At 74.3% G+C, this 24,597-nt stretch carries 22 protein-coding genes and 1 riboswitch; of the genes, 15 read left to right on the top strand and 7 right to left on the bottom strand.

Annotation, left to right across the window (positions count from 1 at the left end; translation table 11 throughout):
- Positions 1–30: 30 nt before the first annotated feature.
- Positions 31–612, bottom strand: a complete 582-nt coding sequence (locus ABZ783_RS01235; protein WP_357433527.1) for a GNAT family N-acetyltransferase — start codon at positions 610–612, stop codon at positions 31–33.
- Between the two features lie 35 nt (positions 613–647).
- On the opposite strand from ABZ783_RS01235, the gene ABZ783_RS01230 reads away from it, so the two are divergent.
- Positions 648–1,958 carry a glycosyltransferase family 87 protein gene (locus ABZ783_RS01230; protein WP_357433525.1) on the top strand — a complete coding sequence of 437 codons (1,311 nt, stop codon included), beginning with the start codon at positions 648–650 and terminating at the stop codon, positions 1,956–1,958.
- On the opposite strand, the gene ABZ783_RS01225 is transcribed toward ABZ783_RS01230, so the two are convergent.
- On the bottom strand, positions 1,857–2,408 hold the full coding sequence (locus ABZ783_RS01225) for a GNAT family N-acetyltransferase (RefSeq protein WP_357433523.1): 552 nt from the start codon (positions 2,406–2,408) through the stop codon (positions 1,857–1,859). The genes ABZ783_RS01230 and ABZ783_RS01225 overlap by 102 nt on opposite strands.
- Positions 2,409–2,484: 76 nt before the next feature.
- On the opposite strand from ABZ783_RS01225, the gene ABZ783_RS01220 reads away from it, so the two are divergent.
- The 5 genes from ABZ783_RS01220 (at position 2,485) to ABZ783_RS01200 (ending at position 7,881) form a co-directional block, all read left to right on the top strand.
- Complete coding sequence (locus ABZ783_RS01220) at positions 2,485–3,714, top strand: crosslink repair DNA glycosylase YcaQ family protein (protein WP_357433521.1); 1,230 nt, start codon at positions 2,485–2,487, stop codon at positions 3,712–3,714.
- A 94-nt stretch (positions 3,715–3,808) separates the two neighbouring features.
- Positions 3,809–4,330, top strand: coding sequence for a DUF2752 domain-containing protein (locus ABZ783_RS01215; RefSeq protein WP_357434289.1), 522 nt, complete (start codon positions 3,809–3,811; stop codon positions 4,328–4,330).
- A gap of 92 nt (positions 4,331–4,422) precedes the next feature.
- On the top strand, positions 4,423–5,160 hold the full coding sequence (gene thyX / locus ABZ783_RS01210; RefSeq protein WP_073832607.1) for an FAD-dependent thymidylate synthase: 738 nt from the start codon (positions 4,423–4,425) through the stop codon (positions 5,158–5,160).
- 53 nt (positions 5,161–5,213) lie between these two features.
- Entirely contained in the window at positions 5,214–6,140 is a 927-nt protein-coding gene (dapA, locus tag ABZ783_RS01205; RefSeq protein ID WP_357433519.1) for a 4-hydroxy-tetrahydrodipicolinate synthase, read from the top strand.
- 52 nt (positions 6,141–6,192) lie between these two features.
- Positions 6,193–7,881: a ribonuclease J gene (locus ABZ783_RS01200; RefSeq protein WP_357433517.1), complete on the top strand. Its 1,689-nt coding sequence runs from the start codon at positions 6,193–6,195 to the stop codon at positions 7,879–7,881.
- A gap of 100 nt (positions 7,882–7,981) precedes the next feature.
- Here ABZ783_RS01200 and ABZ783_RS01195 read toward each other — a convergent pair whose 3' ends face one another.
- On the bottom strand, positions 7,982–9,616 hold the full coding sequence (locus ABZ783_RS01195; protein ID WP_357433515.1) for a YbjN domain-containing protein: 1,635 nt from the start codon (positions 9,614–9,616) through the stop codon (positions 7,982–7,984).
- The gene (locus tag ABZ783_RS01190) at positions 9,613–10,092 is read right to left on the bottom strand and encodes a YbjN domain-containing protein (RefSeq protein ID WP_357433513.1); all 480 of its coding nucleotides are present in this window, start codon (positions 10,090–10,092) and stop codon (positions 9,613–9,615) included. The genes ABZ783_RS01195 and ABZ783_RS01190 overlap by 4 nt, the downstream gene beginning before the upstream one ends.
- 114 nt (positions 10,093–10,206) lie before the next feature.
- Here ABZ783_RS01190 and ABZ783_RS01185 point away from each other — a divergent pair, with 114 nt between their 5' ends.
- Complete coding sequence (locus tag ABZ783_RS01185) at positions 10,207–12,663, top strand: DNA translocase FtsK 4TM domain-containing protein (protein WP_357433511.1); 2,457 nt, start codon at positions 10,207–10,209, stop codon at positions 12,661–12,663.
- Complete coding sequence (locus ABZ783_RS01180; RefSeq protein WP_357433509.1) at positions 12,656–13,033, top strand: VOC family protein; 378 nt, start codon at positions 12,656–12,658, stop codon at positions 13,031–13,033. Before ABZ783_RS01185 ends, ABZ783_RS01180 begins: the two co-directional genes overlap by 8 nt.
- Positions 13,034–13,471: 438 nt before the next feature.
- Here the strand turns inward: ABZ783_RS01180 and ABZ783_RS01175 are convergent, their stop codons facing one another.
- Both ABZ783_RS01175 and ABZ783_RS01170 read right to left on the bottom strand, forming a co-directional pair.
- Positions 13,472–13,717 (bottom strand): hypothetical protein, encoded by a 246-nt coding sequence (locus tag ABZ783_RS01175; protein ID WP_357433506.1) that lies wholly within the window; start codon positions 13,715–13,717, stop codon positions 13,472–13,474.
- A 98-nt stretch (positions 13,718–13,815) separates the two neighbouring features.
- On the bottom strand, positions 13,816–14,130 hold the full coding sequence (locus ABZ783_RS01170; RefSeq protein ID WP_357433504.1) for a multidrug efflux SMR transporter: 315 nt from the start codon (positions 14,128–14,130) through the stop codon (positions 13,816–13,818).
- Positions 14,131–14,183: 53 nt separating this feature from the next.
- A riboswitch (guanidine-III (ykkC-III) riboswitch) is annotated at positions 14,184–14,246 on the bottom strand.
- Positions 14,247–14,341: 95 nt separating this feature from the next.
- Between ABZ783_RS01170 and ABZ783_RS01165 the strand changes: the two genes are divergently transcribed.
- The 7 genes from ABZ783_RS01165 to ABZ783_RS01135 all read left to right on the top strand — a co-directional run bounded on the left by ABZ783_RS01165 (position 14,342) and on the right by ABZ783_RS01135 (position 20,710).
- Positions 14,342–15,265 carry an NAD(P)-binding domain-containing protein gene (locus tag ABZ783_RS01165; protein WP_357433503.1) on the top strand — a complete coding sequence of 308 codons (924 nt, stop codon included), beginning with the start codon at positions 14,342–14,344 and terminating at the stop codon, positions 15,263–15,265.
- A gap of 80 nt (positions 15,266–15,345) precedes the next feature.
- On the top strand, positions 15,346–16,839 hold the full coding sequence (gene rimO, locus ABZ783_RS01160) for a 30S ribosomal protein S12 methylthiotransferase RimO (RefSeq protein WP_357433501.1): 1,494 nt from the start codon (positions 15,346–15,348) through the stop codon (positions 16,837–16,839).
- A gap of 77 nt (positions 16,840–16,916) precedes the next feature.
- The gene (pgsA, locus tag ABZ783_RS01155) at positions 16,917–17,498 is read left to right on the top strand and encodes a CDP-diacylglycerol--glycerol-3-phosphate 3-phosphatidyltransferase (RefSeq protein ID WP_357434288.1); all 582 of its coding nucleotides are present in this window, start codon (positions 16,917–16,919) and stop codon (positions 17,496–17,498) included.
- A gap of 140 nt (positions 17,499–17,638) precedes the next feature.
- Positions 17,639–18,217, top strand: coding sequence for a CinA family protein (locus ABZ783_RS01150; RefSeq protein WP_357433499.1), 579 nt, complete (start codon positions 17,639–17,641; stop codon positions 18,215–18,217).
- A 208-nt stretch (positions 18,218–18,425) separates the two neighbouring features.
- Positions 18,426–18,875: a helix-turn-helix transcriptional regulator gene (locus ABZ783_RS01145; RefSeq protein ID WP_357433497.1), complete on the top strand. Its 450-nt coding sequence runs from the start codon at positions 18,426–18,428 to the stop codon at positions 18,873–18,875.
- A 172-nt stretch (positions 18,876–19,047) separates the two neighbouring features.
- Entirely contained in the window at positions 19,048–19,914 is an 867-nt protein-coding gene (locus ABZ783_RS01140) for a PspA/IM30 family protein (RefSeq protein ID WP_357433495.1), read from the top strand.
- Between the two features lie 16 nt (positions 19,915–19,930).
- Complete coding sequence (locus tag ABZ783_RS01135) at positions 19,931–20,710, top strand: hypothetical protein (protein ID WP_357433493.1); 780 nt, start codon at positions 19,931–19,933, stop codon at positions 20,708–20,710.
- Between the two features lie 80 nt (positions 20,711–20,790).
- Here ABZ783_RS01135 and ABZ783_RS01130 read toward each other — a convergent pair whose 3' ends face one another.
- Positions 20,791–24,432: a multicopper oxidase domain-containing protein gene (locus tag ABZ783_RS01130; RefSeq protein ID WP_357433491.1), complete on the bottom strand. Its 3,642-nt coding sequence runs from the start codon at positions 24,430–24,432 to the stop codon at positions 20,791–20,793.
- Between the last annotated feature and the right edge of the window lie 165 nt (positions 24,433–24,597).

Raw genomic sequence — 24,597 nt, 5'->3', positions numbered from 1 at the left:
GTGGGGTGCGGAACGCGACCGCCGGTCTGCTCAGTCCGTCGCGACCGGCTCGGTCGGGACCGCGACGTGCAGCCGCAGTTGCGGGACGAGCAGGTCGTCCACGTCCAGGGCGCGGGCCGCGCCGTCCGGCTCCCAGCCGGTGGAGGTGAGGAACTTCCGGGTCGCCGCGTCCCCGTCGAAGGTCCAGGCCACCGCCCGGGTGAAGCCGTCGGACCGCCACCCGTCGACGGTGGCGGCGAGCAGCCGGCTGCCGTGCCCGCGCCGGCCCCAGCGCGGCTCGACCAGCAGGTCGGTCACCGCCGCCACGCCGTCGCCGAGCGCGTCGGCCGGCTCGCCCGGGGCGAGCGCCTCGGTGTCGGCCGGCCCGGAAGCGGCGAACCCCACCAGATACGATTGCTCGGCCTGTTCGACGGCGACCAGCACGCGATGCGCGCCCGAGGGCGGCTCCTGCACCGCGGCGCTCCACCGCCGGGCGAGGTACGCCTCGTCCAGGCTGTCGAGCACGTGCCGGGGCAGGATCCGGCGGTACGCGACCCGCCAGGTCGCGAGCTGGATGCGTGCGATCTCGCCGGCGTCCTCTGGACGCGCCGGGCGGACGTACCCGAGAGCCATGGCACGTGAGCCTACGCAGGGCGAGGGAGGCGACGGTGGCGCAGGGTGCCAGGCGGACGATCGCGCAGGTCGTCGCCGTGGTGGTGCTCGCCGTCGTGGTGACCGCCTTCCTGAGGGAGGCGGCCGTGCGGCACGGCTTCTTCGACCTCAACGTCTACCGGGGTGCGCTGAACTACTGGGTGCACGACGGCGGGGAGATCTACGACTTCCTCCGGGCCAGGACCCAGTACGGCTTCACCTATCCGCCGTTCGCCGCCCTGGTGATGCTGCCGATGGCCTACCTGCCATGGCACGCGGCGATCACGGTCAGCGTGGCCGCCACCGTGGTGGTCAGCACCGTGGTCATCTGGTGGCTGGTCGACCCGATCGCCCGCCGCGCCGGGTGGACCCGCTGGTTCGCCCTCGCGGTCGCGCTCTGCCTGGCCGCCGCGTTCGAGCCGATGCGCGAGACGGTCAACTTCGGCCAGGTCAACATGCTGCTGCTCTTCCTGGTGGCGGTGGACCTGCTGCGGCTGCTCCCGGCTGGCAGCCGGTGGGCCGGGGCGGGCATCGGCCTGGCCACCGCGATCAAGCTGACCCCGGGCATCTTCATCGTCTACCTGCTGATCACCGGGCGCTGGCGGGCCGCCTTCACCGCGATGGGCGCGGCGACCGGCGCCACCCTGCTGGCCGGCGCGCTCTTCCCGGACGCCTCCCGCGAGTTCTGGACCGAGGCGCTCTGGAACACCGGCCGGGTGGGCGAACTGGCCTTCGTCTCGAACCAGTCGCTGCACGGGGTGGTGGCCCGGCTGAACCCGGAGCACCCGAGCACCCTCGCCTGGCTGGTGCTGGTGCTCGCCACCCTCGCGGTCTGGGGCTGGCGCTCCCGGGCCGCGGTGACCGCCGGCGACGAGGCCACCGGCCTGGCCCTGACCGGCGTGGTGATGTGCCTGGTCAGCCCGGTCACCTGGGTGCACCACCTGGTCTGGCTGCTGCCGGCGCTGATCCTGCTGGTCGACAACGGCATGGCGGCGCCCGCGCGCAGCCACCGGCGCCGCCTCCTGCTGGCCGCCGCGACCATCGGGTACGCCTTCCTGATCAGCCGGATCGTGTGGCGGTTCGAGGAGGACTTCAGCGGCGTGACCGGCTTCCTCGGCAGCAACACGTACGTCTGGATCAGCCTGGCGCTGCTGCTCGGCCTGCCGATCCGGCGCGGGGCCGCGTCGACCGGCGGTGGGCCCGCCGACCGGGGCGGCCCATCCGGGTCACTGATCGAGTCGGGCGGTGTAGCGCGCCTCCCGAAGCAGGGCCGGGTCACGCCCGCCGGAGAGCGGCAGCCGGTAGACGGACTCGACGCCGTCCGGTGACAGCCCGGCCCGCTCGTAGAAGCGCCGCGCCCGGACGTTGTCGGTGAGCACCCAGAGCCGGTACTCCGTCCAGCCCCGCTCGGCCAGCCCGGCCCGGGCCGCCGCCAGCAAGGCCCGCCCGGTCCCGGTGCCCCACCGCGCGGGCTCGACGTACATCGCCAGGATCTCCCCGTACGCCGGGTCGAGGTCGCCGCGGTCCTGGTTGTTCCGGTACGGCCCGAAGGTGGCGAATCCGGCGATCGCCCCGTCGACCTCGGCGAGCAGAGTGGTGAACGGGTGCGCCGGGTCGGCGGTGCCGAGGTCCCGGCGGCGCTGCGCCCAGGCGGCCGGGTTCAGCCGGTGCAGTACCTCGTCCGGCATGATCCCGGCGTACCCGGCCTGCCAGCTGCGGATGTGCACCGCGGCGATCGCCGCCGCGTCGTCCGGGTCCTCCCGGCGGATGGTCACCATCCGTCCGTTCTATGCCCCGAGGGGCGGTCGGTCCAGCGACCGCTCCGTCGTACCCGTGGACTAGGGTCCCGGGACGATGGCCGCACCGGAATCGCTCTCGCTCGCCCAGGCCCGCCGCGTGGCTCTCGCCGCCCAGGGCTTCGCCGACCCGGCGCCCGCCGGGGTGCCGACCCGCCGGCATCTGCGCCGGGTGCTGGACCGGGTCGGGCTGATCCAGATGGACTCGGTCAACGTCTTGCAACGGGCCCACTATCTGCCGCTCTACAGCCGGCTCGGGCCCTACCCGACCACCCTGCTCGACAACGCCGCCTACCGGCGCCCCAGGGAGCTGTTCGAATACTGGGGGCACGAGGCGTCGCTGATCCCGGTCGGCCTGCATCCGGTGCTGCGTTGGCGGATGGCCAAGGCCCGTGACGAGGCCTGGGGCGGGATGCGCCGGATCGCCCAGGAGCAGCCCGAGCTGGTCTCCTGGGTGCGCGACGAGGTGGCCGCCCGGGGGCCGCTCACCGCCGCCGAGATCGAGCACGACGCACCCCGGGAGACCGGCAACTGGGGCTGGAACTGGTCGGCCGTCAAGCGGGCGCTGGAGTTCCTGTTCTGGTCCGGCGAGGTGACCGCCGCCGAACGCACCACCTCCTTCGCCCGCCGCTACGACCTGCCCGAGCGGGTGCTGCCGGCCGAGGTGCTCGACGCCCCCACCCCGAGCGACGCCGACGCCCACCGCATGCTGGTGGCGATCGCCGCCCGGTCGTTGGGCGTGGCGGCCGAGCCGGAGCTGCGCGACTACTTCCGGCTGCCGGTGGCCGGGGCGCGGCGGGCGATCGCCGACTTGGTCGAGGCGGGCGAGCTGACCCCGGTCACGGTGCCGGGCTGGCGGCAGCCGGCCTACCTGCACGGGCAGGCGCGGCTGCCCCGCTGGGTCCGGGGCAACACCCTGGTCAGCCCGTTCGACCCGCTGGTCTGGGAGCGGGCCCGGGCCGAGCGGCTCTTCGGCTTCTCCTACCGGATCGAGATCTACGTGCCCGCCCCGCAGCGGGTCCACGGCTACTACGTGCTGCCCTTCCTGCAGGGCGAGCGGTTCACCGCCCGGGTCGACCTCAAGGCCGACCGGAAGGCGGGGGTGCTGCTGGTGCCGGCCGCGTGGGTCGAGCCGGGGGTGGACCCGGGGGAGACGGCGGTGGCCCTCGCCGCCGAGCTCTACCGGCTCGCCGGCTGGCTCGGCCTGGACGCGGTCGCCCCGCCGGCGGCCGGCGACCTGGCCGTCCCGCTGGCCGCCGCGCTGGTGGGCGTGGCCGGTGTACGGTGAGCGCGTGACGAGCGTTGACCGGCCGGCCGCCACGCCCGACCCGCAGACGGTCCCCGTCCCGCCGACCGCCCCCACCGGCCCGGCCCCGGACGGGGTGCACGCCGTCGCCGGAGCCCCCGATCCCGGGTCGGCGAACTGGCCCGCCGGGGTGGCGTACGCGCCGGTCGAGCCGGACCGGTTCACCCGCCTGGTGCTCCGGCTGCACGCCCGCGCCCCGCGCTGGGCGGTGCCCCTGGCCGCGGTCGGCTGCGTCGGGCTCGGCATGGCTTACGCCCTGCTCAGCGATCCCACCCACAGTGACCCGGACGCCCGGCCCAGCTGCCTGCTCAAGCTCACCACCGGGTTGGACTGCCCGGGCTGCGGCGGCACCCGCGCCCTCTGGTACCTGCTGCACGGCGACCTGCCGGCCGCCGCCCGGCACCACTTCCTCTTCGTCTTCTCGGCGCCCTTCCTGGCGTACCTCTTCGTCACCTGGGCCGGGAACCGGGCGTTCGGTTGGCGGCTGCCGGAGCTGCGGCTCAGCCCGAAGATCCTCGGCGGCTTCCTGGCCTTCTGGCTCGCCTTCTCGGTGGTCCGCAACCTGCCCTGGGCGCCGTTCACCGCGCTCTACGTCTGACCCGCGGTCCGGCGCGAGTGCGCCGCTTCACGTCCGCGCGCCCAAGTTTCCCCACCGGCCCACCGGCCACTACAGTCGCAGGAATGCCGGAGATGGTGCAGCCCCAGGTCAAGCTCATCGCGTGGACCCAGTTCCAGGCCCCCGACGACGTGCCGTGGTCGACCGACGCCGAGGGGGGCCAGGCGCTCGCCGAGTTCGCCGGTCGGGCGTGCTACCAGAGCTGGAAGAAGCCGAACCCGGCCACCGCCACCAACGCCGGCTACCTGGCGCACATCCTCGAGGTCGGGCACCTGTCCGTGCTGGAGCACGGCTCGGTGAGCTTCTACTTCAGCGGCGTCTCGCGATCCTTCACCCACGAGCTGATCCGGCACCGGCACTTCTCGTACTCCCAGCTCTCCCAGCGCTACGTCCCCGAGCGGGACGCCGCGATGGTCGAGCCGGCGGTGATCGCCGAGGACCCGGAGCTGCACAAGAAGTTCGTCGAGGCGGCCGAGGCGAGCGTGCGGGCGTACACCGAACTCCTCGAGGGCCTGGAGGCGCGCTTCACCGACGAGCCCAACCCGACGCTGCGCCGCAAGCAGGCCCGGCAGGCGGCCCGGGCGGTGCTGCCCAACGCGACCGAGACCCGGATCGTGGTCACCGGCAACTACCGGGCCTGGCGGCACTTCATCAAGATGCGCGCGACCGAGCACGCCGACGTGGAGATCCGCGAGCTGGCCGTGGAGTGCCTGCGACAGCTCCAGGGCGTGGCGCCGAACGTCTTCGCCGACTTCGTGATCTCCACCCTGCCCGACGGCACCGAGGTGGCGGCCAGCCCGCACGCCGAGTGACTCCTGCGCCCTTCCCCACCGGGGCTCCGGTGGTCGTCCGCTAGGTTGTGAACATGACGCACGACCACCCTGCCGTCCCGGACCGGGGCGCGTCGCGCCCGTTCGGGCGACTGATCACGGCCATGGTGACGCCGTTCACCGCCGACGGGTCGCTCGACCTGGACGGTGCCGTACGGCTCGCCCAGCACCTCGTCGACGAGCAGGGCAACGACGCGCTGGTGCTCAACGGCACCACGGGCGAGTCGCCGACCACCACCGACGCGGAGAAGGAGAGCCTGATCCGCGCCGTCGTGGAGGCGGTCGGCGACCGGGCCCGGATCGTGGCCGGGGCCGGCACCAACGACACCCGGCACACCATCGAGCTGGCCGCGCAGGCGGAGAAGGCCGGCGCGCACGGCCTGCTGGTGGTCACGCCGTACTACAACAAGCCGCCGCAGAGCGGCCTGCTGCGGCACTTCACCGCGGTCGCCGACGCCACCGGGCTGCCGATCATGCTGTACGACATCCCGCACCGAGCCGGCACCGCGATCGCCACCGACACCCTGGTGAGGCTGGCCGAGCACGGCCGGATCGTCGCGGTCAAGGACGCCAAGGGCGACCTCGCCGCCACCTCGGAGGTGCTGAGCCGCAGCGACCTCGCCTACTACAGCGGCGAGGACTCGCTGACCCTGCCCGCCCTCGCGGTCGGCGCGGTCGGCGTGGTGGGCACCTCGACGCACTTCACCGGCGTGCCGACCAAGCAGTTGATCGAGGCGTACGAGGCGGGGGACGTCGCCACCGCCCGGACGCTGCACCGCCGGCTGCTGCCCCTGTTCACCGGCATCTTCCGTACCCAGGGCGTGATCCTGGTGAAGGCAGGTCTGGCGGCCAGGGGCCTGCCGGCCGGCCCGGTACGCCCGCCGCTGGTGGACGCCACCGCGGCCGAACTGGCCCAGCTGCGCGCCGACTGCGCGGCGGCCGGGCTGCCCCTTCCCGAATGATCGAACGACACGACGGACGCCGGGTGCCGGCGTCGCAGAATGAGGTGGACGCGTGACCGAGGCGCACATCGAGGGCGAACTGCCCCCGCCACTGCCGGAAGGCGGCCTGCGGATCATTCCGCTCGGCGGACTCGGCGCCATCGGCCGGAACATGACCGTCTTCGAGTACGACGGCAAGCTGCTGATCGTCGACTGCGGGGTGCTCTTCCCCGACGTCGAACAGCCCGGTGTGGATCTCATCCTGCCCGATTTCGGCCCGATCCTGGACCGGCTCGACGACATCCAGGCGATCGTGCTCACCCACGGCCACGAGGACCACATCGGGGCGGTGCCGTACCTGCTCGCGCACAAGGCGGACATCCCGCTGGTGGGTTCGCAGTTCACCCTGGCCCTGGTCGAGGCGAAGCTGGCCGAGCGGCGGATCCAGCCGTACACGCTGACCGTGCGGGAGGGGCAGCGGGAGCGGCTCGGCCCGTTCGAGTGCGAGTTCTTCGCGGTCAACCACTCGATCCCGGACGCGCTCGCGGTGGCCATCCGGACCGGTGCCGGCCTGGTGCTGCACACCGGCGACTTCAAGATGGACCAGCTCCCGCTGGACGGCCGGATCACCGACCTGGCCGGGTTCGCCCGGCTCGGCGCGGAGGGCGTGGACCTGCTGCTCTCGGACTCCACCAACGCGGAGATCCCCGGCTTCGTCACCCCCGAGCGGGAGATCGGGCCGGTGCTGGACTCGATCTTCGCGAAGGCCCGGGGTCGGATCATCGTCGCCTCGTTCGCCTCACACGTGCACCGGGTGCAGCAGGTCTTCGACTCGGCCGTCGAGCACGGCCGCAAGGTGGCGCTGATCGGCCGGTCGATGGTCCGCAACATGGGCATCGCCCGCGACCTCGGCCTGCTCAACATCCCGCCGGGCCTGGTCGTCGGCCTGGAGGAGGCCACCAGCCTGCCGCCCGAGCAGATCGTGCTGATGTCCACCGGCTCGCAGGGCGAGCCGATGAGCGCGCTGGGCCGGATGGCGAGCGGCGACCACCGGCACATCACCATCGCCCCCGGCGACACCGTGGTGCTCGCCTCGTCGCTGGTGCCGGGCAACGAGACCTCGGTCTACCGGGTGATCAACCGGCTGGCCCGGGCCGGCGCCGTGGTGGTGCACAAGGACGTGGCCAAGGTGCACGTCTCCGGCCACGCCCCGGCCGGCGAGCTGCTCTACCTGCTCAACGTCACCCGCCCGAGCAACCTGATGCCGGTGCACGGCGAGTGGCGGCACCTGCGGGCGCACGCCCGGCTCGGCATCGAGTCCGGCGTCGCGCCGGACCGGGTGGTGCTCTGCGAGGACGGCGACGTGGTCGACCTGGTCGAGGGGCGGGCCAGCCTGGTCGGCCACGTGAAGAGCCGCTACGTCTACGTCGACGGCCTCGCCGTCGGCGACGTCAGCGAGTCGCTGCTCACCGAGCGGCGGATCCTCGGCGACGGCGGCTTCATCGCCACCACCGTGGTGGTCGACTCGGTCACCGGCAAGGTGGTCGGCGGGCCGACCGTCTCGGCGAAGGGTTTCTCCGAGGACCCGGAGGCGTTCAGCCCGGTGATCCCGCTGGTCACCGAGGCGCTGAACCGGGCCGCCGCGGACGGCATCACCGACCCGCACCAGCTCCAGCAGATCGTCCGGCGCACCGTCGGGCGCTGGGTCAACGACGCGTACCGACGCCGGCCGATGATCGTCCCGACGGTCGTCGAGGTCTGATCCCACCGGCTCCCCACGCCGGTCCACCCGCCGCGGGTGGGCCGGCGTCGCCGTTGCGCGGGTACGGCCGCCCGGTGACCGGGGCGCGCCACGTCCCCGGTCAGGGCAGCGCGGCAACCGCCTCGGCGTACGCGGCGCCGGTGCTGACCGCCGCGGTCACCAGCACCACGAGCTGGGCCGGGGCCACCCCGTGCGCCAGGTCGGTGGTGACGGTGGCGGCCAGTTCCACCGTCCCGTCGCCCGGGTCGTGCAGGTACGCCGCCGGCAGCAGCCGGTCGTGGTTCCACGCGTTGCAGAACGCGTACGCCTCGGCGCGCCGGGCGGCCGGCAGCCGCCGGGTCGCCACCACCCGGGCGTGCAGGATCTCCCCGTCCCGCCCGAGCCGGCGGAACTGGATCACCGCCTCGCCCCAGCGCCCCACCACCGTGCCGTCCGGCTCCACCGCGTACCCGTCCCCGCGTCCGTCGAGGGCGGCGGTGAGCAGCGCCAGGGTCAGCGGAGCCAGCTCATCCTCGCCCGGTGGGCCGGGCTCGGCCGGGTCGTCGTCCGGCCACTCGTCGGCGGCGTCCTCGGCGGGCAGCGGCACCGGCTCGGCGAGCGGGCGATCCGCCAGCCAGGAGGCGATCCGGCCGGACTGGTGCCCGGTGCCGTTGCGGGCGTCGAAGCTGCCGGCCAGCGTGGTGGCGAGCATCTGGAGCTGCCCGCCGAGCGTGGCCAGGTCCACCTCGGCGGCCGGCCGCGGACCGTGCCCGGGGCGGTGGATCCGCCGCCCGCGCAAACCGGCCTCGACGGCCAGCCCGCAGAGCAGCGCGCCCGCCGCCGCGAACTCCATCGCGGCCAGGTCGTCGGCGGTCCGATCCAGCCGGGGCAGTTGCTCGGCCAGAATGTCCAGCCCGCGGGCCAGGTGTCCACCCAGCGCGCAGAACCGCAGGTGTGCGGCGAGCAGCGGGAACGCCTCCCGCTCCCGGCGGTGCCGGCGGTACGCGCGCACGTGCGCCCGGGCGGCGCGGGCCGCCTCGCCGGTGCGCAGCCACGGCAGCAGCGCCACCGCGAGGGCCCGTTCCGGCTGGTCGGTGCAGCCCACCTCGCCGTCGAGCACGGGACGTAGCGCCGCCAGGGCCGCCGCCGGCTCGCCCCAGCCGGCCAGCAACTCGGCCCGGCGGGCCGGGGCGCACCCGGGGCAGCCGGCGATCGGGTCGGGCCCGGCCGACCGTTCCGGCTCGCGGCGCCGCGCCCGACCCGCCGAGCCGGGATGGCCGTCGGGCCAGCGGGCGTACTCCCGGCGGGCGGTCGGCTCGTCGCCGAGGTGGTCGGCGAGCCGGCAGCGCAGCTCGGCCACCGCCTCGGCGTCCGGTCCCAGCCGGTCGGCGAGATCGTCCAACAGGGACCGGGCTTGGTCCAGACCGACCCGGGGGGTGGCGAACAGCGCCTCCACCGCCTGCCGTTGGTGCCGGTGCAGCCGCTCGGCTTCCCCTGGGCGGCCGGCCAGCAGCCCGGGCGTCCGGTCGAGCACGGCCAGGCACCGGCGCACCGGCTCCACCAGCCGCCACCGCTCGCCGAGCTGCAGGTACGCCTCGATCAGCGCGAACCGCGCCGCCAGCGCAGTACGCGGATCGCCGGTCGCGTCGGCCCGCGCGGCGATCCGGTCCAGCTCGGCGCAGCGGGCCTCGCCGTCGGGCAGATCCCGGGCGTCGGCGAGCGCCTGGGCCAGGCCCCGGTCGCGGAAGGTGGTCACCGCAGCGACCCGCCGGGCAGCCGGCCCACCTCAGCGGCGAGCTGGCAGCCGGTGGCGATGCCGCAGTCGATGAGCTGGTCGAGCTGGTGCGGGGTGACGCCGCGTTCCAGGTCGGTGGTCACCTCGCCGCAGACCTGGGCCAGCCCGTCGTCGGCCACGTGCACGAACGCCTTGGGCCAGAGCCGGTCGTGGTTCCAGGAGTTGCAGAACGCGTACAGGTCGGGGACCCGTTCGATGCCGAAACGGTGCCCGGCGACGGTGCGGACCTGGAGCACCTCCCCGGCGCCGCCCCGCCGATAGAACCAGATCAGGCTCTCCTCCCAGCGCCCCACCAGGTCGCCGTCGGCGTCCTCGGCCACCGCGTACCCCCGGTTGACCAGCACGGCGGCGATCAGCTCGCGGGTCAGCGGCCGCAATGCCTGCGGGTGTCCGGCCAGGGGGCCGTCCGGACCGTCCTCGATCTCCGGCGACGCCATCAGGGCATCCCTTCTGAGGCGAATAACACATCGGACGGCGCGGTCCGTGCTGCGACGCGCGGACACGACCCGGAAAAGCGGCGATCTGCCGGGTCTCGCCGTTACCGTGACTGTATGGCGGGCCGTACCTCTCAGGCGAGCCGGCGGCGCGGCGCGTCGCCGCGCGGTACCACGAACAGCCGTGCCCGCCAGCCGGCGAAGAAGGCCACCCGGGCCACCCCGCGGCGGCGCCCGGCGGCGCGGCCGAGTCCCGCCGCCTACCTGGGCCGCGCAGTCGGTGCGATGTGGATGGGCGTGGCGCACGGGTTGGGCTGGGCGGTCCGCGCCGCCGGCCGGCAGGCCGCCTCGGCCCGCGACCTCGACCCGGAGCACCGCCGCGACGGCGCCGGGCTGCTCCTGTTCGGCCTGGCCATCCTCAGCGCGGTGGCCATCTGGTTCGGCGGCGCCGGGCCGGTCGGCGCGCGTCTCGCCGACAGCGTCCGGCTCTTCCTCGGCGCGATCGCGATCGTCGTGCCGGTGCTGCTGATGATCGGCGCCTGGCGGCTGTTGCGGACGCAGGGGGACCCGGCCCACCGCGGGCGCGGACTGGTCGGCTGGGGTTCCATGCTGCTCGCCACCGCGGCGATGCTGCACATCGGACAGGACCCGGTCGACGCGGTGCAGCGCGACTACGCGGGCGGGCTGATCGGCGCCGGCCTCGGCGACCTGCTGGCGGCCGCGATCACCCCCTGGGTGGCGGTGCCGCTGCTTATCCTGCTGCTGGTCTTCGGCCTGCTGGTGGTTACCGCGACCCCGATCAACAAGATTCCGGAACGGCTCGGGCTGCTGGCCGGCTCCCTGGTCGCGCCGCCCGAGGCGGCGGACGCCGAAGCCGAGACGCCGGCCAAGCCGGCCCGCAAGCGGCCGGCCAAGCGCCTTCCGCCGCCGCTGGATCCGGCGGACCTGGACGCCGACCTCGACGGGGTCGACCTGCAGGACACCCTGGTGCTGCCGCGCAAGCCGCCGGCGAAGGTGCCGGCGAGCCGCAAGCCGGCGGAGCCGCCGGAGCACTCGCCGCTGCCCACCCGGGCCGAGCAGCTCGCCCTCACCGGGCTGGCCGGCGACTACACCCTGCCGCCGGCCAACATGCTCGGCAGCGGCGCCGCGCCGAAGAGCCGGAGCAAGGCCAACGACGAGGTGATCGCCGCGCTGACCGGCGTCTTCGAGCAGTTCGACGTGGACGCAGCGGTCACCGGGTTCACCCGCGGCCCGACGGTCACCCGCTACGAGGTCGAGCTGGGCCCGGGCGTCAAGGTGGAGCGGATCACCCAGCTCTCCCGCAACATCGCGTACGCGGTGAAGTCGCCGGACGTGCGGATCCTCAGCCCGATCCCGGGCAAGAGCGCAGTGGGCGTGGAGATCCCCAACACCGACCCGGAGAACGTCTCGCTCGGCGACGTGCTCCGCTCTCGGGCCGCCAAGAGCGACCACCACCCGATGGTGGTGGCGCTCGGCAAGGACATCGAGGGCGGCTACGTGGTGGCCAACCTCGCGAAGATGCCGCACATCCTCATCGCGGGGGCCACCGGCGCCGGCAAGTCCAGTTGCCTGAACACTCTGCTGGTGTCCATTTTGACCCGGGCCACCCCGGACGAGGTGCGGCTGCTGCTGATCGACCCGAAGCGGGTCGAGCTGACCGGCTACGAGGGCATCCCGCACCTGGTGACGCCGATCGTGACCAACCCGAAGAAGGCGGCCGAGTCGCTGGAGTGGGTCGTCCGCGAGATGGACATGCGCTACGACGACCTCGCCGCCAACGGGGTCCGGCACATCGACGACTTCAACCGCAAGGTGCGCAACGGCGAGATCAAGGCCCCGCCGGGCAGCGAGCGGGAGCTGCGGCCGTACCCGTACCTGCTGGTGATCGTGGACGAGCTGGCGGACCTGATGATGGTGGCGCCGCGCGACGTGGAGGACTCCATCGTCCGGATCACCCAGCTCGCCCGGGCCGCCGGCATCCACCTGGTGCTGGCCACCCAGCGGCCCTCGGTCGACGTGGTCACCGGCCTGATCAAGGCGAACGTGCCGTCCCGGCTGGCCTTCGCCACCTCGTCGCTCGCCGACTCGCGGGTCATCCTCGACCAGCCGGGCGCGGAGAAGCTGCTCGGCCGGGGCGACGGCCTCTTCCTGCCGATGGGCGCGTCGAAGCCGGTCCGGATCCAGGGCGCCTGGGTGACCGAGCGCGAGATCCACGACGTGGTGAAGTTCTGCAAGAACCAGCGCGAGCCGGAGTTCCGCGCGGACGTGCTGACCGCCGCGCAGGACAGTAAGAAGAAGATCGACGAGGACATCGGCGACGACCTGGACCTGCTGGTGCAGGCGGTGGAGCTGGTGGTGACCTCGCAGTTCGGGTCCACCTCGATGCTCCAGCGCAAGCTGCGGGTCGGTTTCGCCAAGGCGGGCCGGCTGATGGACCTGATGGAGACCCGGGGCGTGGTCGGGCCGTCCGAGGGCTCCAAGGCCCGCGACGTGCTGGTCAAGCCGGACGAACTGGAGGAGGTCCTGGTCGGCCTGCGCGGTGGCGATGACTGAGCCGCCGGGTGCGCGGGAACTCTTCCCGATCCTCGTCACCGCCGATCTGCCGGCCGCCCTGCGCTTCTACCGGGACCTGCTCGGCGGCGTGGAGACATACCGCTATCCGGCGTCCGGCGAGGTGGAGTTCGTCGCGCTCCAGGTCGGCGCGAGTTCCCTCGGCCTCGGCGTGCCAGACGGGTCGGAGGAACTGACCAACAACCGGGTCCGGCTGTGGGCGTACGTACCGGACTGCGACGCCGCCCACGACCGACTGCGCGACGCCGGGGTGACGGTTCTCGCCGCGCCGGTGGACCAGCCGTGGGGGGAGCGCATGGCGGTCGTCCTCGATCCGGACGGCAACCAGGTCATGCTCGCCGACCGCCGCTGACCTGCCGTGCCGAGCTTGGCATGTGGCCTTCGCTGAGCGTCTGTGGTGGACCGAACCGTCGTCACTCCCGGTGCCCGAGCCGGCCGGTCCGAACGTACCCCGCTGCTGCCTTTGCTCTGCAGCCATCGACGCAACGGTAACGGTTCGTAGCCGCCCCGGCGTGAGCGTGGCGTGGGCTGCTGGCGGAAAGAACCAGCTCAAGCGGGTGCTGCGGATATGGCTGCAGAGCAAAGGCGGCGCTTCGGCAGTGCCGATCTCCCGAACGACCGTCACCATGGGTAACGGGAGGCGACGTTGCGCAGGGTGAGGAGCGGGCGGGCCCGGGCCCGACTTTCCGCCATGCCGCCGGCGCCGCTGCCGGCGTCTCGTCTGCGCGCGGCAGCCGGCACGCGCGAGGGCCCGCCGGTCAACCGGCGGGCCCTCAGCGTCTACGAAGGGTCAGGAGTTCAGGATCGCGTAGCCGATGATCATGCCGAGCACCGCGCCGACCACACCGGCAGCGGCGGCGTACCAGCCGAGCGGCTTGTCGCCCAGGACCGCGCCGACGATGCCGAGGATCAGCCCGACCAGGCCGAACAGCGGCGGCAGGAAGAAGATCGCGATGACCGCGAAGACGAACGCGAGAATGGTGCAGACGCGCGCCGCACTGCTGCGCGGGCGGGCGGTGGCGGGCATGTCAGCCATGGTGTCCTCCGTCAGATCGGTCCCTCGGGTGAGGTGACGGATGACTACCCCCTACCGGCCGGCCACCAAACCGGACGCCGGCACCGTTTCCGGGCCGCTCAGTGGAAGAGCTTGAGGCCCACCACGCCGGCGACCACCAGCAGCAGGCAGCCGATCCGGGGCAGGTTGGCCGGCTCGTGCAGCGCCAGCATGCCGACCAGTGCGGTGCCGGCCGCCCCGATCCCCACCCAGACCGCGTAGCCGGTGCCGACCGGGATGTCGCGCAGGGCGTACGCCAGGCCGGCCATGCTCGCCACCAGCGAGACGCCGAAGACGAACGACGGGAGGGGGCGGCTGAAGCCGGCACTGCGGTCGAGGGCGATCGCCCAGACAGTCTCCAGGATTCCGGAGAGCACCAGCACGATCCAAGCCATGAGATCACCTCTGACGAGCGAGCCCGGCCACCGGGACCGGGACGGGGGCGGTCACGGGGCGTCTTGGCCTCACCGGGTACGCCACCACTCGTCCGGGGCGGCGCGGGGCCGCCGCAGCCGACCGTAGCACCGGCGCCGGCCACCGGCCGATGTGGTGACAAAGCCCACCGTCGGTGGATCTCAAGTTAACTTCAGGTTGCACTATGTTCGCATGGCCCTGCTCTTCTCCGACGAGGACGTCGCCGCCGCGGTGGACGCGCCGCTCACCGTCGCCGCCATGCGGGACGCCCTGCTGGCCGCCTACGAGGGCCGGCTGATCGCCCCGCCCCGGGCGTCCGCCCCGCTGGGCGGCGGCCGGATGGTGCTCACCGCAGGTCACCTCACCGGCGAGTGGTACGGCTTCCGCTCGTACGACACCTTCGGGCACGCGGAGAGCGGGCAGTTGGTCGTGCTGCACGACGCGCGAACCGGAGCGGTGCGGGCGATCGCCGTCGGCGACGAGCTGGGCTCCCGGCGCACGGGTGGGCTGGGTGCGGTGGCCGTGGCCGCCCTGGCCCGCCCCAACGCGGCCACGGTCGGGGTGATCGGCTCCGGCCGCCAGGCGTGGACCCAGGTCTGGGCCACCGCCGCGGTTCGTCCGCTGCGCGAGGTGACCGTGCACAGCCGCTCGGCGGCCCGGCGCGAGGCGTTCGCCGCCCGGGTCCGGGCCGAGCTGGGCGTGCCGGCCCACGCGGTCGCCTCCGCCGCCGAAGCGGTCCGCGACCGGGACGTGGTGGTGCTCGCCACCACCAGCACCACGCCGGTGCTCGACGCCCGCGACCTCGCCCCGGGCACCCACGTCAACACGGTCGGCTTCAAGCAGGTCAACCGACACGAATTCGGCACCGACCTGCTGGACGCCGCCGACCTGCTGGTCACCGACTCGCCGGCGCAGGCCGCCGCGTACGTCCCGCCGATGCTCACCGCCGTCGAGCCGTACGCCGGCCGGCTGCGCGACCTGGGCGCGGTGCTGGCGGGGGCGGTCCCGGGCCGCACCGGCGCGGACCAGATCTCGGTCTTCTGCTCCACCGGCCTGGCCGGCACGGAGGTCTTCCTGCTCGACCGCCTGGCCCGGGTCGGCGCGGCGGCCCGCTGACGCCCGGGCGGCCGGGGGAGGGGCGGCTGATCCCGACGGCCCGCCGTCGCGGGACCCCCGACCCGGCCCGGTACCCTCGGATGGTGTCTGCCACCTCCCCTGCCAACAGCCGTCGCGTCGCCCTGCTGACCCTGGGCTGCGCCCGTAACGAGGTCGACTCGGAGGAGTTGGCCGCGCGGCTGCACGCCGACGGCTGGCAGGTGACCACCGACGGCGAGGGCGCCGACGTGGTGGTCGTCAACACCTGCGGCTTCGTGGAGAAGGCCAAGCAGGACTCGATCCAGACGCTGCTCGCCGCCGCCGACACCGGCGCCAAGGTGGTGGCCGCCGGGTGCATGGCCGAGCGGTACGGCCGCGAGCTGGCCGACAGCCTGCCCGAGGCGCAGGCGGTGCTCAGCTTCGACGACTACCCGGAGATCTCCGCCCGGTTGAACGCGGTCGTGGCCGGCGAGGCGCTGGACGCGCACACCCCTCGCGACCGGCGGGAGCTGCTGCCGCTCACCCCGGTCAAGCGGCGCGACGCGGCGGTGTCGCTGCCCGGTCACGGCACCCCCACCCGGGCTCTCACGGCGACCGACGAGCACACTCCGGCCCACCTCCGGCAGGTGCTGCGGCACCGGCTCGACACCGGGCCGGTGGCCTCGCTCAAGCTGGCCAGCGGCTGCGACCGCCGCTGCGCGTTCTGCGCCATCCCGGCGTTCCGCGGCGCGTTCGTCTCGCGTACCCCGGACGAGCTGCTCGCCGAGGCGGAGTGGCTGGCCAAGACCGGCGTCCGCGAGCTGGTGCTGGTCAGCGAGAACTCCACCTCGTACGGCAAGGACCTGGGCGACCCCCGGGCGTTGGAGAAGCTGCTGCCGCAGCTCGCCGCGATCGACGGGATCGTCCGGGTGCGGGCCAGCTACCTCCAGCCCGCCGAGACCCGGCCCGGCCTGGTCGAGGTGATCGCCACCACGCCCGGCGTGGCACCGTACTTCGACCTGTCGTTCCAGCACTCCAGCGAGCCGGTGCTGCGCCGGATGCGCCGTTTCGGGTCCACCGACCGCTTCCTGGAACTGCTGGCCTCGGCCCGCGCGCTCGCCCCCGAGGCAGGCGCCCGGAGCAACTTCATCGTCGGTTTCCCGGGCGAGACCCGGCAGGACGTGGCCGAGCTGGTCCGGTTCCTGACCGACGCGCGGCTCGACGCGATCGGCGTGTTCGACTACAGCGACGAGGACGGCACCGAGGCCGCCAGCCTGCCCGGCAAGGTCTCCGCCGCCACCGTCAAGCGGCGGTACGACAAGCTCAGCGCGCTCGCCGACGAGCTCTGCTCGCAGCGGGCCGAGGAGCGGCTCGGCTCGACGGTCGAGGTGCTGGTCGACTCGGTCGCCGACGGTGTGGTCGAGGGGCGGGCGGCGCACCAGGCGCCCGAGGTGGACGGCTCGACCACCCTGGTCGCGCCGGTGGGCGGCGGGGTCGACCTGGCCGCGCTGCGCCCCGGCGACCTGGTCCGGGCCACGGTCACCGCGACCGAGGGCGTCGACCTGGTCGCCGTACCGGATGAGATGATCTCGGCGGCGCCCGGCGCGGCGCGGTGACGACGGGCCCGGACGGAGCGGGGGAGCCACGTGGTGCGGTGCCGGGTACGCCACGGCGGCCGGAGCGGGGCACGGCGATGACCGGGGCGGACCCGACCGTGGGTCAGGTGCCCCTGCTCAACGCGGCGAACGTGCTGACCGCGGTGCGGCTGGTGCTGGTGCCGGTCTTCGCCGCCTCGGTGGTCGCCTCCGACTTCACGGACGCGGGCTGGCGGATGGCGGCCTGCCTGATCTTCGTGGTCGCCTCGGCGACGGACCTCGTGGACGGCTGGATCGCCCGTCGGTTCGCGCTGGTGACCTCGCTCGGCAAGGTCGCCGACCCGATCGCCGACAAGGCGCTCACCGGCGCCGCGCTGGTGCTGCTCTCCTGGTACGACCGGCTGCCCTGGTGGGTCACCGTGGTGATCCTGGTCCGGGAGTTGGGCATCACCGCGCTGCGCTTCTGGGTGATCCGGCGCGGGGTGATCGCGGCCAGTCGGGGCGGCAAGATCAAGACGGCGCTCCAGATCCTCGCCATCACCTGGTACCTCTGGCCGATGCCGGAGCCGCTGGCCGTCGTCGGCCCGTGGATCATGGGTGCCGCGGTCGTCGTCACCGTGCTGACCGGCTTCGACTACATCGCCCAGGCCCTCCGCCTCCGCCGCCGCCCGATCCCCTGACCGCACCCGCCCCGCCCTCGCCCGGGTCGGCGATCATGAGTTCGTTGCCCCCGGGACCGGCGTGTCATGGCGATGACTCCGTGCTCGACGGATCGGTGGGGAGGATGAGTAGGCCGAGGTGGGTCGGGAAGGGACTGGGCATGGATGATCGGGATGCGCGGGGGGAACGCCCCGTCGGCAGTCCGGCGGCCGGGGTGGTGCACAGCCTGTCGGAGCGGCACGAGACGTTGGCCACCGTCGAGTCCCTCACCGGCGGCCTGCTCTCCGCCTCGATCGTGGAGATCGCCGGGGTGAGCGGGACGTACCGGGGCGGGCTGGTGGTCTACGCCACCGAGCTGAAGGCGCAGCTGGCGGGCGTACCCGAGGATCTGCTGGCGGAGCGGGGACCGGTCGACCCGGACGTGGCCGTGGCGCTCGCCGAGGGCGGGCGGCGCCGCTGCGGCGCCGACTGGGGGCTGGCCACCACCGGGGTGGCCGGGCCGGAACCGCAGGACGGCAAGCCGGTCGGCCTGGTGTACGTCGCGGTCGCCGGGCCCGGCGGCGCCCAGGTACGCCAGCTCGACCTCGACGGGGGCCGCGCGCACATCCGGTCGGCCGCGGTGATCGAGGCGCTGCGACTGCTCGCCGACCGGCTGCACGCCGCCAACGAGCGGGAGGCCGAGGCCGCCGATGCCGGTCCGACGGAGGCCGCCGACCGGGCCGGGGTGGGGCGTCGGTGAGCCGGATGCCCACCGCCCGGCCGAGGGTCGCCCGACCGGCCCGCGCGGCGGGGTCGGCGATTGAAGGGGCGGGGCGGGATGTCGCCGGGGCGGCTAACGGGTACGGTTGCGGGAAGGCTCCGACGGACGACGTCGGCGCCGGGGCGGTCCACCGCGTCCGGCGCGGCACGACCGGCCGGAGATGGTGGTCCCGTCAGGGGGAGGTGCGATGGTCCTGCTACGCCGGGTGATCGGTGACGCACTGCGGGCGCGCCGGCAGGGGCAGCACCGCACCCTCCGCGAGGTCTCCTCCGCCGCCAACGTGAGCCTCGGTTACCTCTCCGAGATCGAACGCGGCCAGAAGGAAGCCTCCAGCGAGCTGCTGGCCGCGATCTGCGACGCGCTCGGCGCCCGCCTGTCCGAGCTGCTCCGCGAGGTCAGCGACACGGTCGCCCTGGCTGAGCAGCTGCCGGGCGTGCTGGTGCCGGTGGCCGACCAGCCGGTCGAGTCGACCCCGGTCGCCCCGCCCGCCGTCCGCAAGGCGACCAACCGGAGCGTCCGCCAGGTCGCCTCCGACGGGTCGGTCGCCGTCCAGGTCCGCCAGGACTCGCCGCTCAAGGCGACGCTGCGCAGCACCCGGGTCCGCCCCGCGGACCGGGACGTGGTCTGCGCCGCCTGATCCGCTCAGTCGCGCCATGGCCGCCGGTGGCGGACGCCGCGTACTGTTGATCAGGGTCGTACGGGTGCCGCGCTGGCGTCGGGCTGGGACGATGGAGGCTCACCGCGCGGCCCGCCGGTCGACCCGCCCGGCCGGGGCAGCGGCGCGACGCTACTGAGGGGACAACGCGGAGATGGCGAACCCGTTCGTCAAGGGTTGGAAATACCTGATGGCGCTCTTCGGCTCGAAGATCGACGAGCACGCCGACCCGAAGGTGCAGATCCAGCAGGCCATCGAGGAGGCCCAGCGGCAGCACCAGGCGCTGGTCCAGCAGGCGGCCGCGGTGATCGGCAACCAGCGCCAGCTCGAGATGAAGCTGTCCCGGCAGATGTCCGAGGTCGAGCAGTTCCAGGCCAACGCCCGGCAGGCCCTGGTCCTGGCCGACCAGGCCCGGGCCCGGGGCGACGAGGCCGAGGCAGGGCGGTACGAGCAGTCCGCGCAGCTGCTCGCCACCCAGCTGGTCTCCGCCGAGCAGGCCGCCGAGGACCTCAAGACGCTGCACGACCAGGCGCTCGGTGCGGCCGCGCAGGCCCGCAAGGCGGTCGAGAACAACTCGATGATCCTCCAGCAGAAGCTGGCCGAGCGGACCAAGCTGCTCAGCCAGCTCGAGCAGGCCAAGATGCAGGAGAGCGTGGCCCGCTCGCTGGAGTCCATGTCCGCGCTCACCGCGCCCGGCACCACCCCCTCCCTGGACGAGGTCCGGGACCGGATCGAGCGCCGGTACGCCACCGCGATGGGCCGGGCCGAGCTGGCCGGCAACTCCGTCGAGGGCCGGATGCTGGAGATCCAGAAGGCCACGCTCGACTCCGCCGGGACGGCGAGACTGGAGCAGATCCGGTCGAGCATGGCCGGCGAGCGGCTCACCGGCCGGCAGGAGTCCCCGGCGGTCGGGCAGCCGGCGGCCGCGCCCGCCGCCGACCCGGCCGCCGCCGCCCGGCTGGACCAGATCCGGGCCAGCATGAGCCGCGAGCACGGCGCCGGGGAGAGCACCACCGGCTGAGAGGCGGGGGAGACCGATGGCCGACGAGCGGAACCGACACTTCCGCCGGCTGCGCCGGTTGCGGCGCTCCGCCCGGCGGTGGAGCGTCCTGGCCGGCGGGCTCGGCGGCGCGGCGGCGGTGCTGACCCCGTACGCCGGGATCGGCCTGCCGGACGCCGTCTGGGCCGGTGCTGCGGGCAGCGCCATCGCCGTCGCCGCCTGGCGCTGGGCCGACCTCCGCGCGCTGGCCGCCGCGCCGGCACCGCCGGCCCTCGACCCGGCCGAGGCCGCCGCCCGCTCCCGTGCCCGGCTGGTCGCCGCCGTCGAGCGGCTGCCCGTCGGCCCGGGCGTCCTGTCCGAGGTACGCCGGGTCCGCTCCCGCCTGGCGCTGCGCGGCACCTCCGCAGCCACGGCTTGGGCCCGGCTGGACCGGGCGGCGCTGACCCTGGCCGGGATGACCGGGCGGCTGACCGGGCTGGCCGAGCCGGCGGTCCAGGAGGCCGCCGAGGCCGACCGCTCCCTGCGCGACCTGGCCAACCGGGTGGCCAGCGTGGAACGGGCCCTCAAGCTCGCCCCGGCCGAGGCCCACGGGTCGCTCGCCGAGGCGCACGGCACCCTGGCCGCCCAGCTCGAGAGCGGGGTCGCCGCGTACGAGCGGCTGGTGGTGGCCGCCGCCGGCTACGTCGCCGAGGACGTCCGGCCCAGCACCGAGCACCCGGCCGCCGCCCGCCTCACCGAGGCGACCGACCTGCTGCACGGCGTGGCCTCGGCCCTGGCCGAACTCCGCACCGCCCACCCCCCACTCCGCACCCCCTGACCGACCTGTGTTGATCAAGAAGTTTGCGTCCGGACCGCGCGAATTCCTGACGTAAACCTCTTGATCAACGCAGCGGGTGGTCAGTCGGGGGTGGTGATGGGGATGGGGCCGGTCCAGGCGGACGTGCCGACGACGTTGAACGACCTGATCCGGTAGTGGTAGGTGACGCCGCGGGCCAGCCCGGTGTTGGTGAACCCGCGGCCGGTGACGCTGAAGGCGGACAGTTCGCGGGTGAATCCGGGGTCGATCGCGCGCTGCACCACGAAGCCGGACCCGGGCCCGGTGGGCGTGCTGGCGGACCAGCTCAGGATCACCGTGGCGGTGTCCGGGGCGGGTGCGGTCGCGGTGGCGCACACCCCGGTCGGCACTCCGGGCCGGGGCGGGGTGGTCACCGTCGCCACCGTGGACCAGGGTGAGGCGGCACCCAGGTAGGTGGTGCGTACCCGGTAGTAGTACGTGGTGTCCGGGGCGACCGCCGCGTCGAGGTGGGCGTCGCCGACCGCGATGGCGGTGGTGCCCGGCCCGCTGGTGAACGTCGGGTTGGTGGCCCGCTGCACGTCCACCCCGGTGGCGAAGGAGCGGTTTGCCCAGCGCAGCGCGACCCGCAGCGGTGCGGCCGGCGGCACCGCCGCGGTCAGCTTCGCCGGCGAGGTGAGCTGCACCGACGCCGGGACGCTGTTCGACCAGGCCGAGCAGCTGACCGCGTTCTCCGCCCGGATCCGGTAGTGGTAGGTGACCCCGGGCGTCACCGTCGCGTCGGTGTACCGGGTGGCGGTGGCCGCCACGGTGATCTCGGTGAGCCCGGCGGTGAACGTGGTGTCGGTGGCCCGCTGCAGCAGGTGACTGGTGGCCGGCGGGCGGCTGCCGTTGCCCGTCCAGGCGAGCGCGATGGCCGGCAGCACGGTGGCCGACCCGGGCGCCGGAGTGGCGGTCAGCCCGGTCGGCGCCTTGGGGGCGACCCGCACCACCAGGGGCCGGCTCATGCCCTGGTCGCGCAGCCCCGCCGACCGGGTCTGCCAGCGATACTCCCAGCCCAGGTTGACCAGCTGGTTGACCACGGTGGCGGGCCGCCCGTCGATCGGACTGACCGGGCTGCCGTCGAGCCGGACGCCGGCCGGCCGGGTGGGGTCGAGCAGCCGTACGCTGTCGCCGATCTTGAACGGCAGGCCGGGCAGGACCGGGCGCAACGCCACGATCACGTCCTCCCGGGGGTTGACCCGGACGGTCTCCTTCCAGCCCAGCTCGTTGGGGTCGGGCGGGCGCAGCGTGCCGTCCCAGCCGACCCGGTTGACCAGTTGCAGATCGCAGCCGTCGACGTGCACCGGCTGGGTACCCGGGGCGTCCCCGACGATCCGCCACAACTGGGTGCCGTCGACCGGGGCGCCCACCGGCACGGTGGGGTCGGTCGCGTACAGCACCTCGGTGGCCGGGTCGACCGGCCCGAGCGGCAGGGTGGCCGGGGCCAGCGGGCCGGCGTGCGGGTGACCCACGCCGAGCCGCCCCACCGTCCGGCCGTGCCGGGGTTCGAACACCTGCCCGACCGACTTCACCGCCAACGGCAGGGTCACCGGGGTGACCGCGCCCACCGGGGTGAAGGTCACCGAGGTGGTGCGCGCCGGCACGAGCGTTTCCCGAGGCGTCAGCGTGCCGAAGGCGGCGTCGTACGCCGGCTGCGGCACGATCGGCGGCTGCTGGCTCTCCGCGTACGCGCCGGGCAGGCGGGCGGCCAGCCGGGCCAGGTCGTACGGTGGCGCCGGGGTGCCCGCCACCCGGAACTGGAGCAGGGTCCGGGTGTTCGGCCCGTAGCCGGGCTGGGCGGCGGGGAGGCCGCCGATCGGGGTGCGGTCCAGGGCGTCGGTATGGTGGTCGTAGCGGGGATCGAACCGGGGCAGCGGGGCCGGGCAGTCGTTGTAGAGGATCAGGGTGCTGCCCGGGGGGACGGCGGAGAAGTCCACCACCACGTCGGCCCGCTCGCCGGGGGCGAGCAGCAGGGTGTGCCCGTCCACGTTGAGCACGGTCGGGTCCTGGCGGTCGTAGCGGTAGCCGATCGGCCGGTTCACCAGCACCACCGGGGCGGGCAGCAGGCCGCACTCGTTGCCGACCTGGATCAGGTCCGGGCCGGCGGCGCGCGGGTCCGGCACCCCGCCGTCGCGCCCGTCGGTGGGCCAGTACGCCGGCCGCCCGGCCGCGTGGACCGCCTCGACCATCGGCACCTCCCCGGCCTCCGGCTCGGCCAGGTCGCCGTCGTCGGTCCACATCGGCTCGTCCGAGCACGCCCGGTAGAGCTGGAGGTGGAGGCTGCGGTCCGCGCAGGCGTTGAGGATCCGGAACCGGTACGCCCGCGGCGCCACCAACAGGTACGGGTAGGCCACCCCGTTCACCAGCGGGGTGTCCCCGTACGCCTCGGGGACGGCCGACGGGTGCGGCACGCCCGGTGCCAGCGGCGGTTCCTCCGGTTCGGCGACCGGGTCGTGGTGCGGGTTCGGCACCGGGGCGACCCACGGGCTGCCGCCGCCGTCCGGGTCGTGTGTCCACGGCCCGTAGTCCCAGCGGCCGGTGGGGTTGCTGCCGGTGCGGCGATAGGGGTTCTGCCGTGGCTGGTAGACGTGCGGGTGCCAGAGGCTGCCCTTGGCGCCCCAACGGTCCCGGTCCCAGGTCGGGTCCTGGTCGGCGAGCTGCGCGTCGTCCGGTACGAACGTCTTGTCCTGGATCACCAGCGGCAGCTGCTCGGCGGGGAGCACCCCCTCGTCGACCAGCCGCTCCTCGGCCGGATCGGTGAGCAGGTAGGGGGCGAGCTGCCCGGAGTAGACGGTGAGCCGGGACAGGCCGAGCGTGTTGTCGTGCAGCCACATCAGCCGCCCGCTCTGCTCGTTCGGGAAGTAGAGCGTGGTGGCCCCGGCGCCCGGCGGCGGCATGTCCGGCACCGGGACGACCCCCACCCCGGTCGGGTACGGGGTGATCTCGCCGGCCGGGGTGACCCACTGCCACGGGTTGCCCGCGCTGATCCAGGCGGTCTGCGCGCCGGCCAGGTGCGGCACCGCCCGGTTCTGCGGGTACGGCGCCGGACCGTCCCGCGGCCCGGTCCCGGCCCCGTCGACGGTCTCGTCGACCGGCAGGAAGAGCTCGCCGGCCCGCCCGGTCGGTAGCTGGTTGATGAACTTGATCCGCACCGGCCGGCCGCGGCGGGCCAGGATCAGCGGCCCGAGGTGCCAGGGCCGGTCCGGCGGGCTGACCGTGTTGTGCCCGGACGGGTCGGTGCCCAGGTTGAGCTGGCGATAGCCGCGCAGCCGGGTGGCGGGCAGGTCGCGGTGCAGGCGTTGCGCGTACTCCTGGAGCCCGATCTCGTAGTAGTCGCAGCCGGGCCAGCTGATGGTGTCCGGCACCGCCACCGGCAGCCGGGCGTCCAGCCCGGCGGCGGCCGGCGACGGCTCCAGATCGCTGCGCGGGTTGTCGAACGCGGGCACCGGCAGCGCGTCGACGAACTTGCGGATGCCCGTTCCGGGTACCGGCCGGCCGGCCTGGTCGAGGGTCGGTAGCGGGCTGCCGGCGAAGTTCGGCACCGGGCCGAAGCAGCGGGGCACGGCGGCCGGGTCGAGGCTGGCCGGCGCCGGCCCGGTCTCCTCCTCGGCGAGCCGGGCGGAGGGCACGGTCGGCGTATTGTCCTCGACGGCCCGGACGGCACGGTCCGCCCAGCCCGGCCGGAATCTGCGGAACAGGGCCATGGCTCTCCCCGGGATCGGGGCGCGCCCGCCGCCACCGCGGCGTGGCGGGGCGTACGCGCTGCTGACGATGGGTGAGCAGTCAACCGCAGCATGCGACGCCGAAGCCGGTGAGGGAAGTACCCAATCGTCCCAATCTCGGGCGATCTTGCCGGTTCGTGGAAGTTC

Source organism: Micromonospora sp. NPDC047738 (genome assembly GCF_040642675.1).
Taxonomy (GTDB): domain Bacteria; phylum Actinomycetota; class Actinomycetes; order Mycobacteriales; family Micromonosporaceae; genus Micromonospora.
Note: the sequence above shows the minus strand (reverse complement) of the source record. Positions and strands in the feature narration are given on the sequence as shown.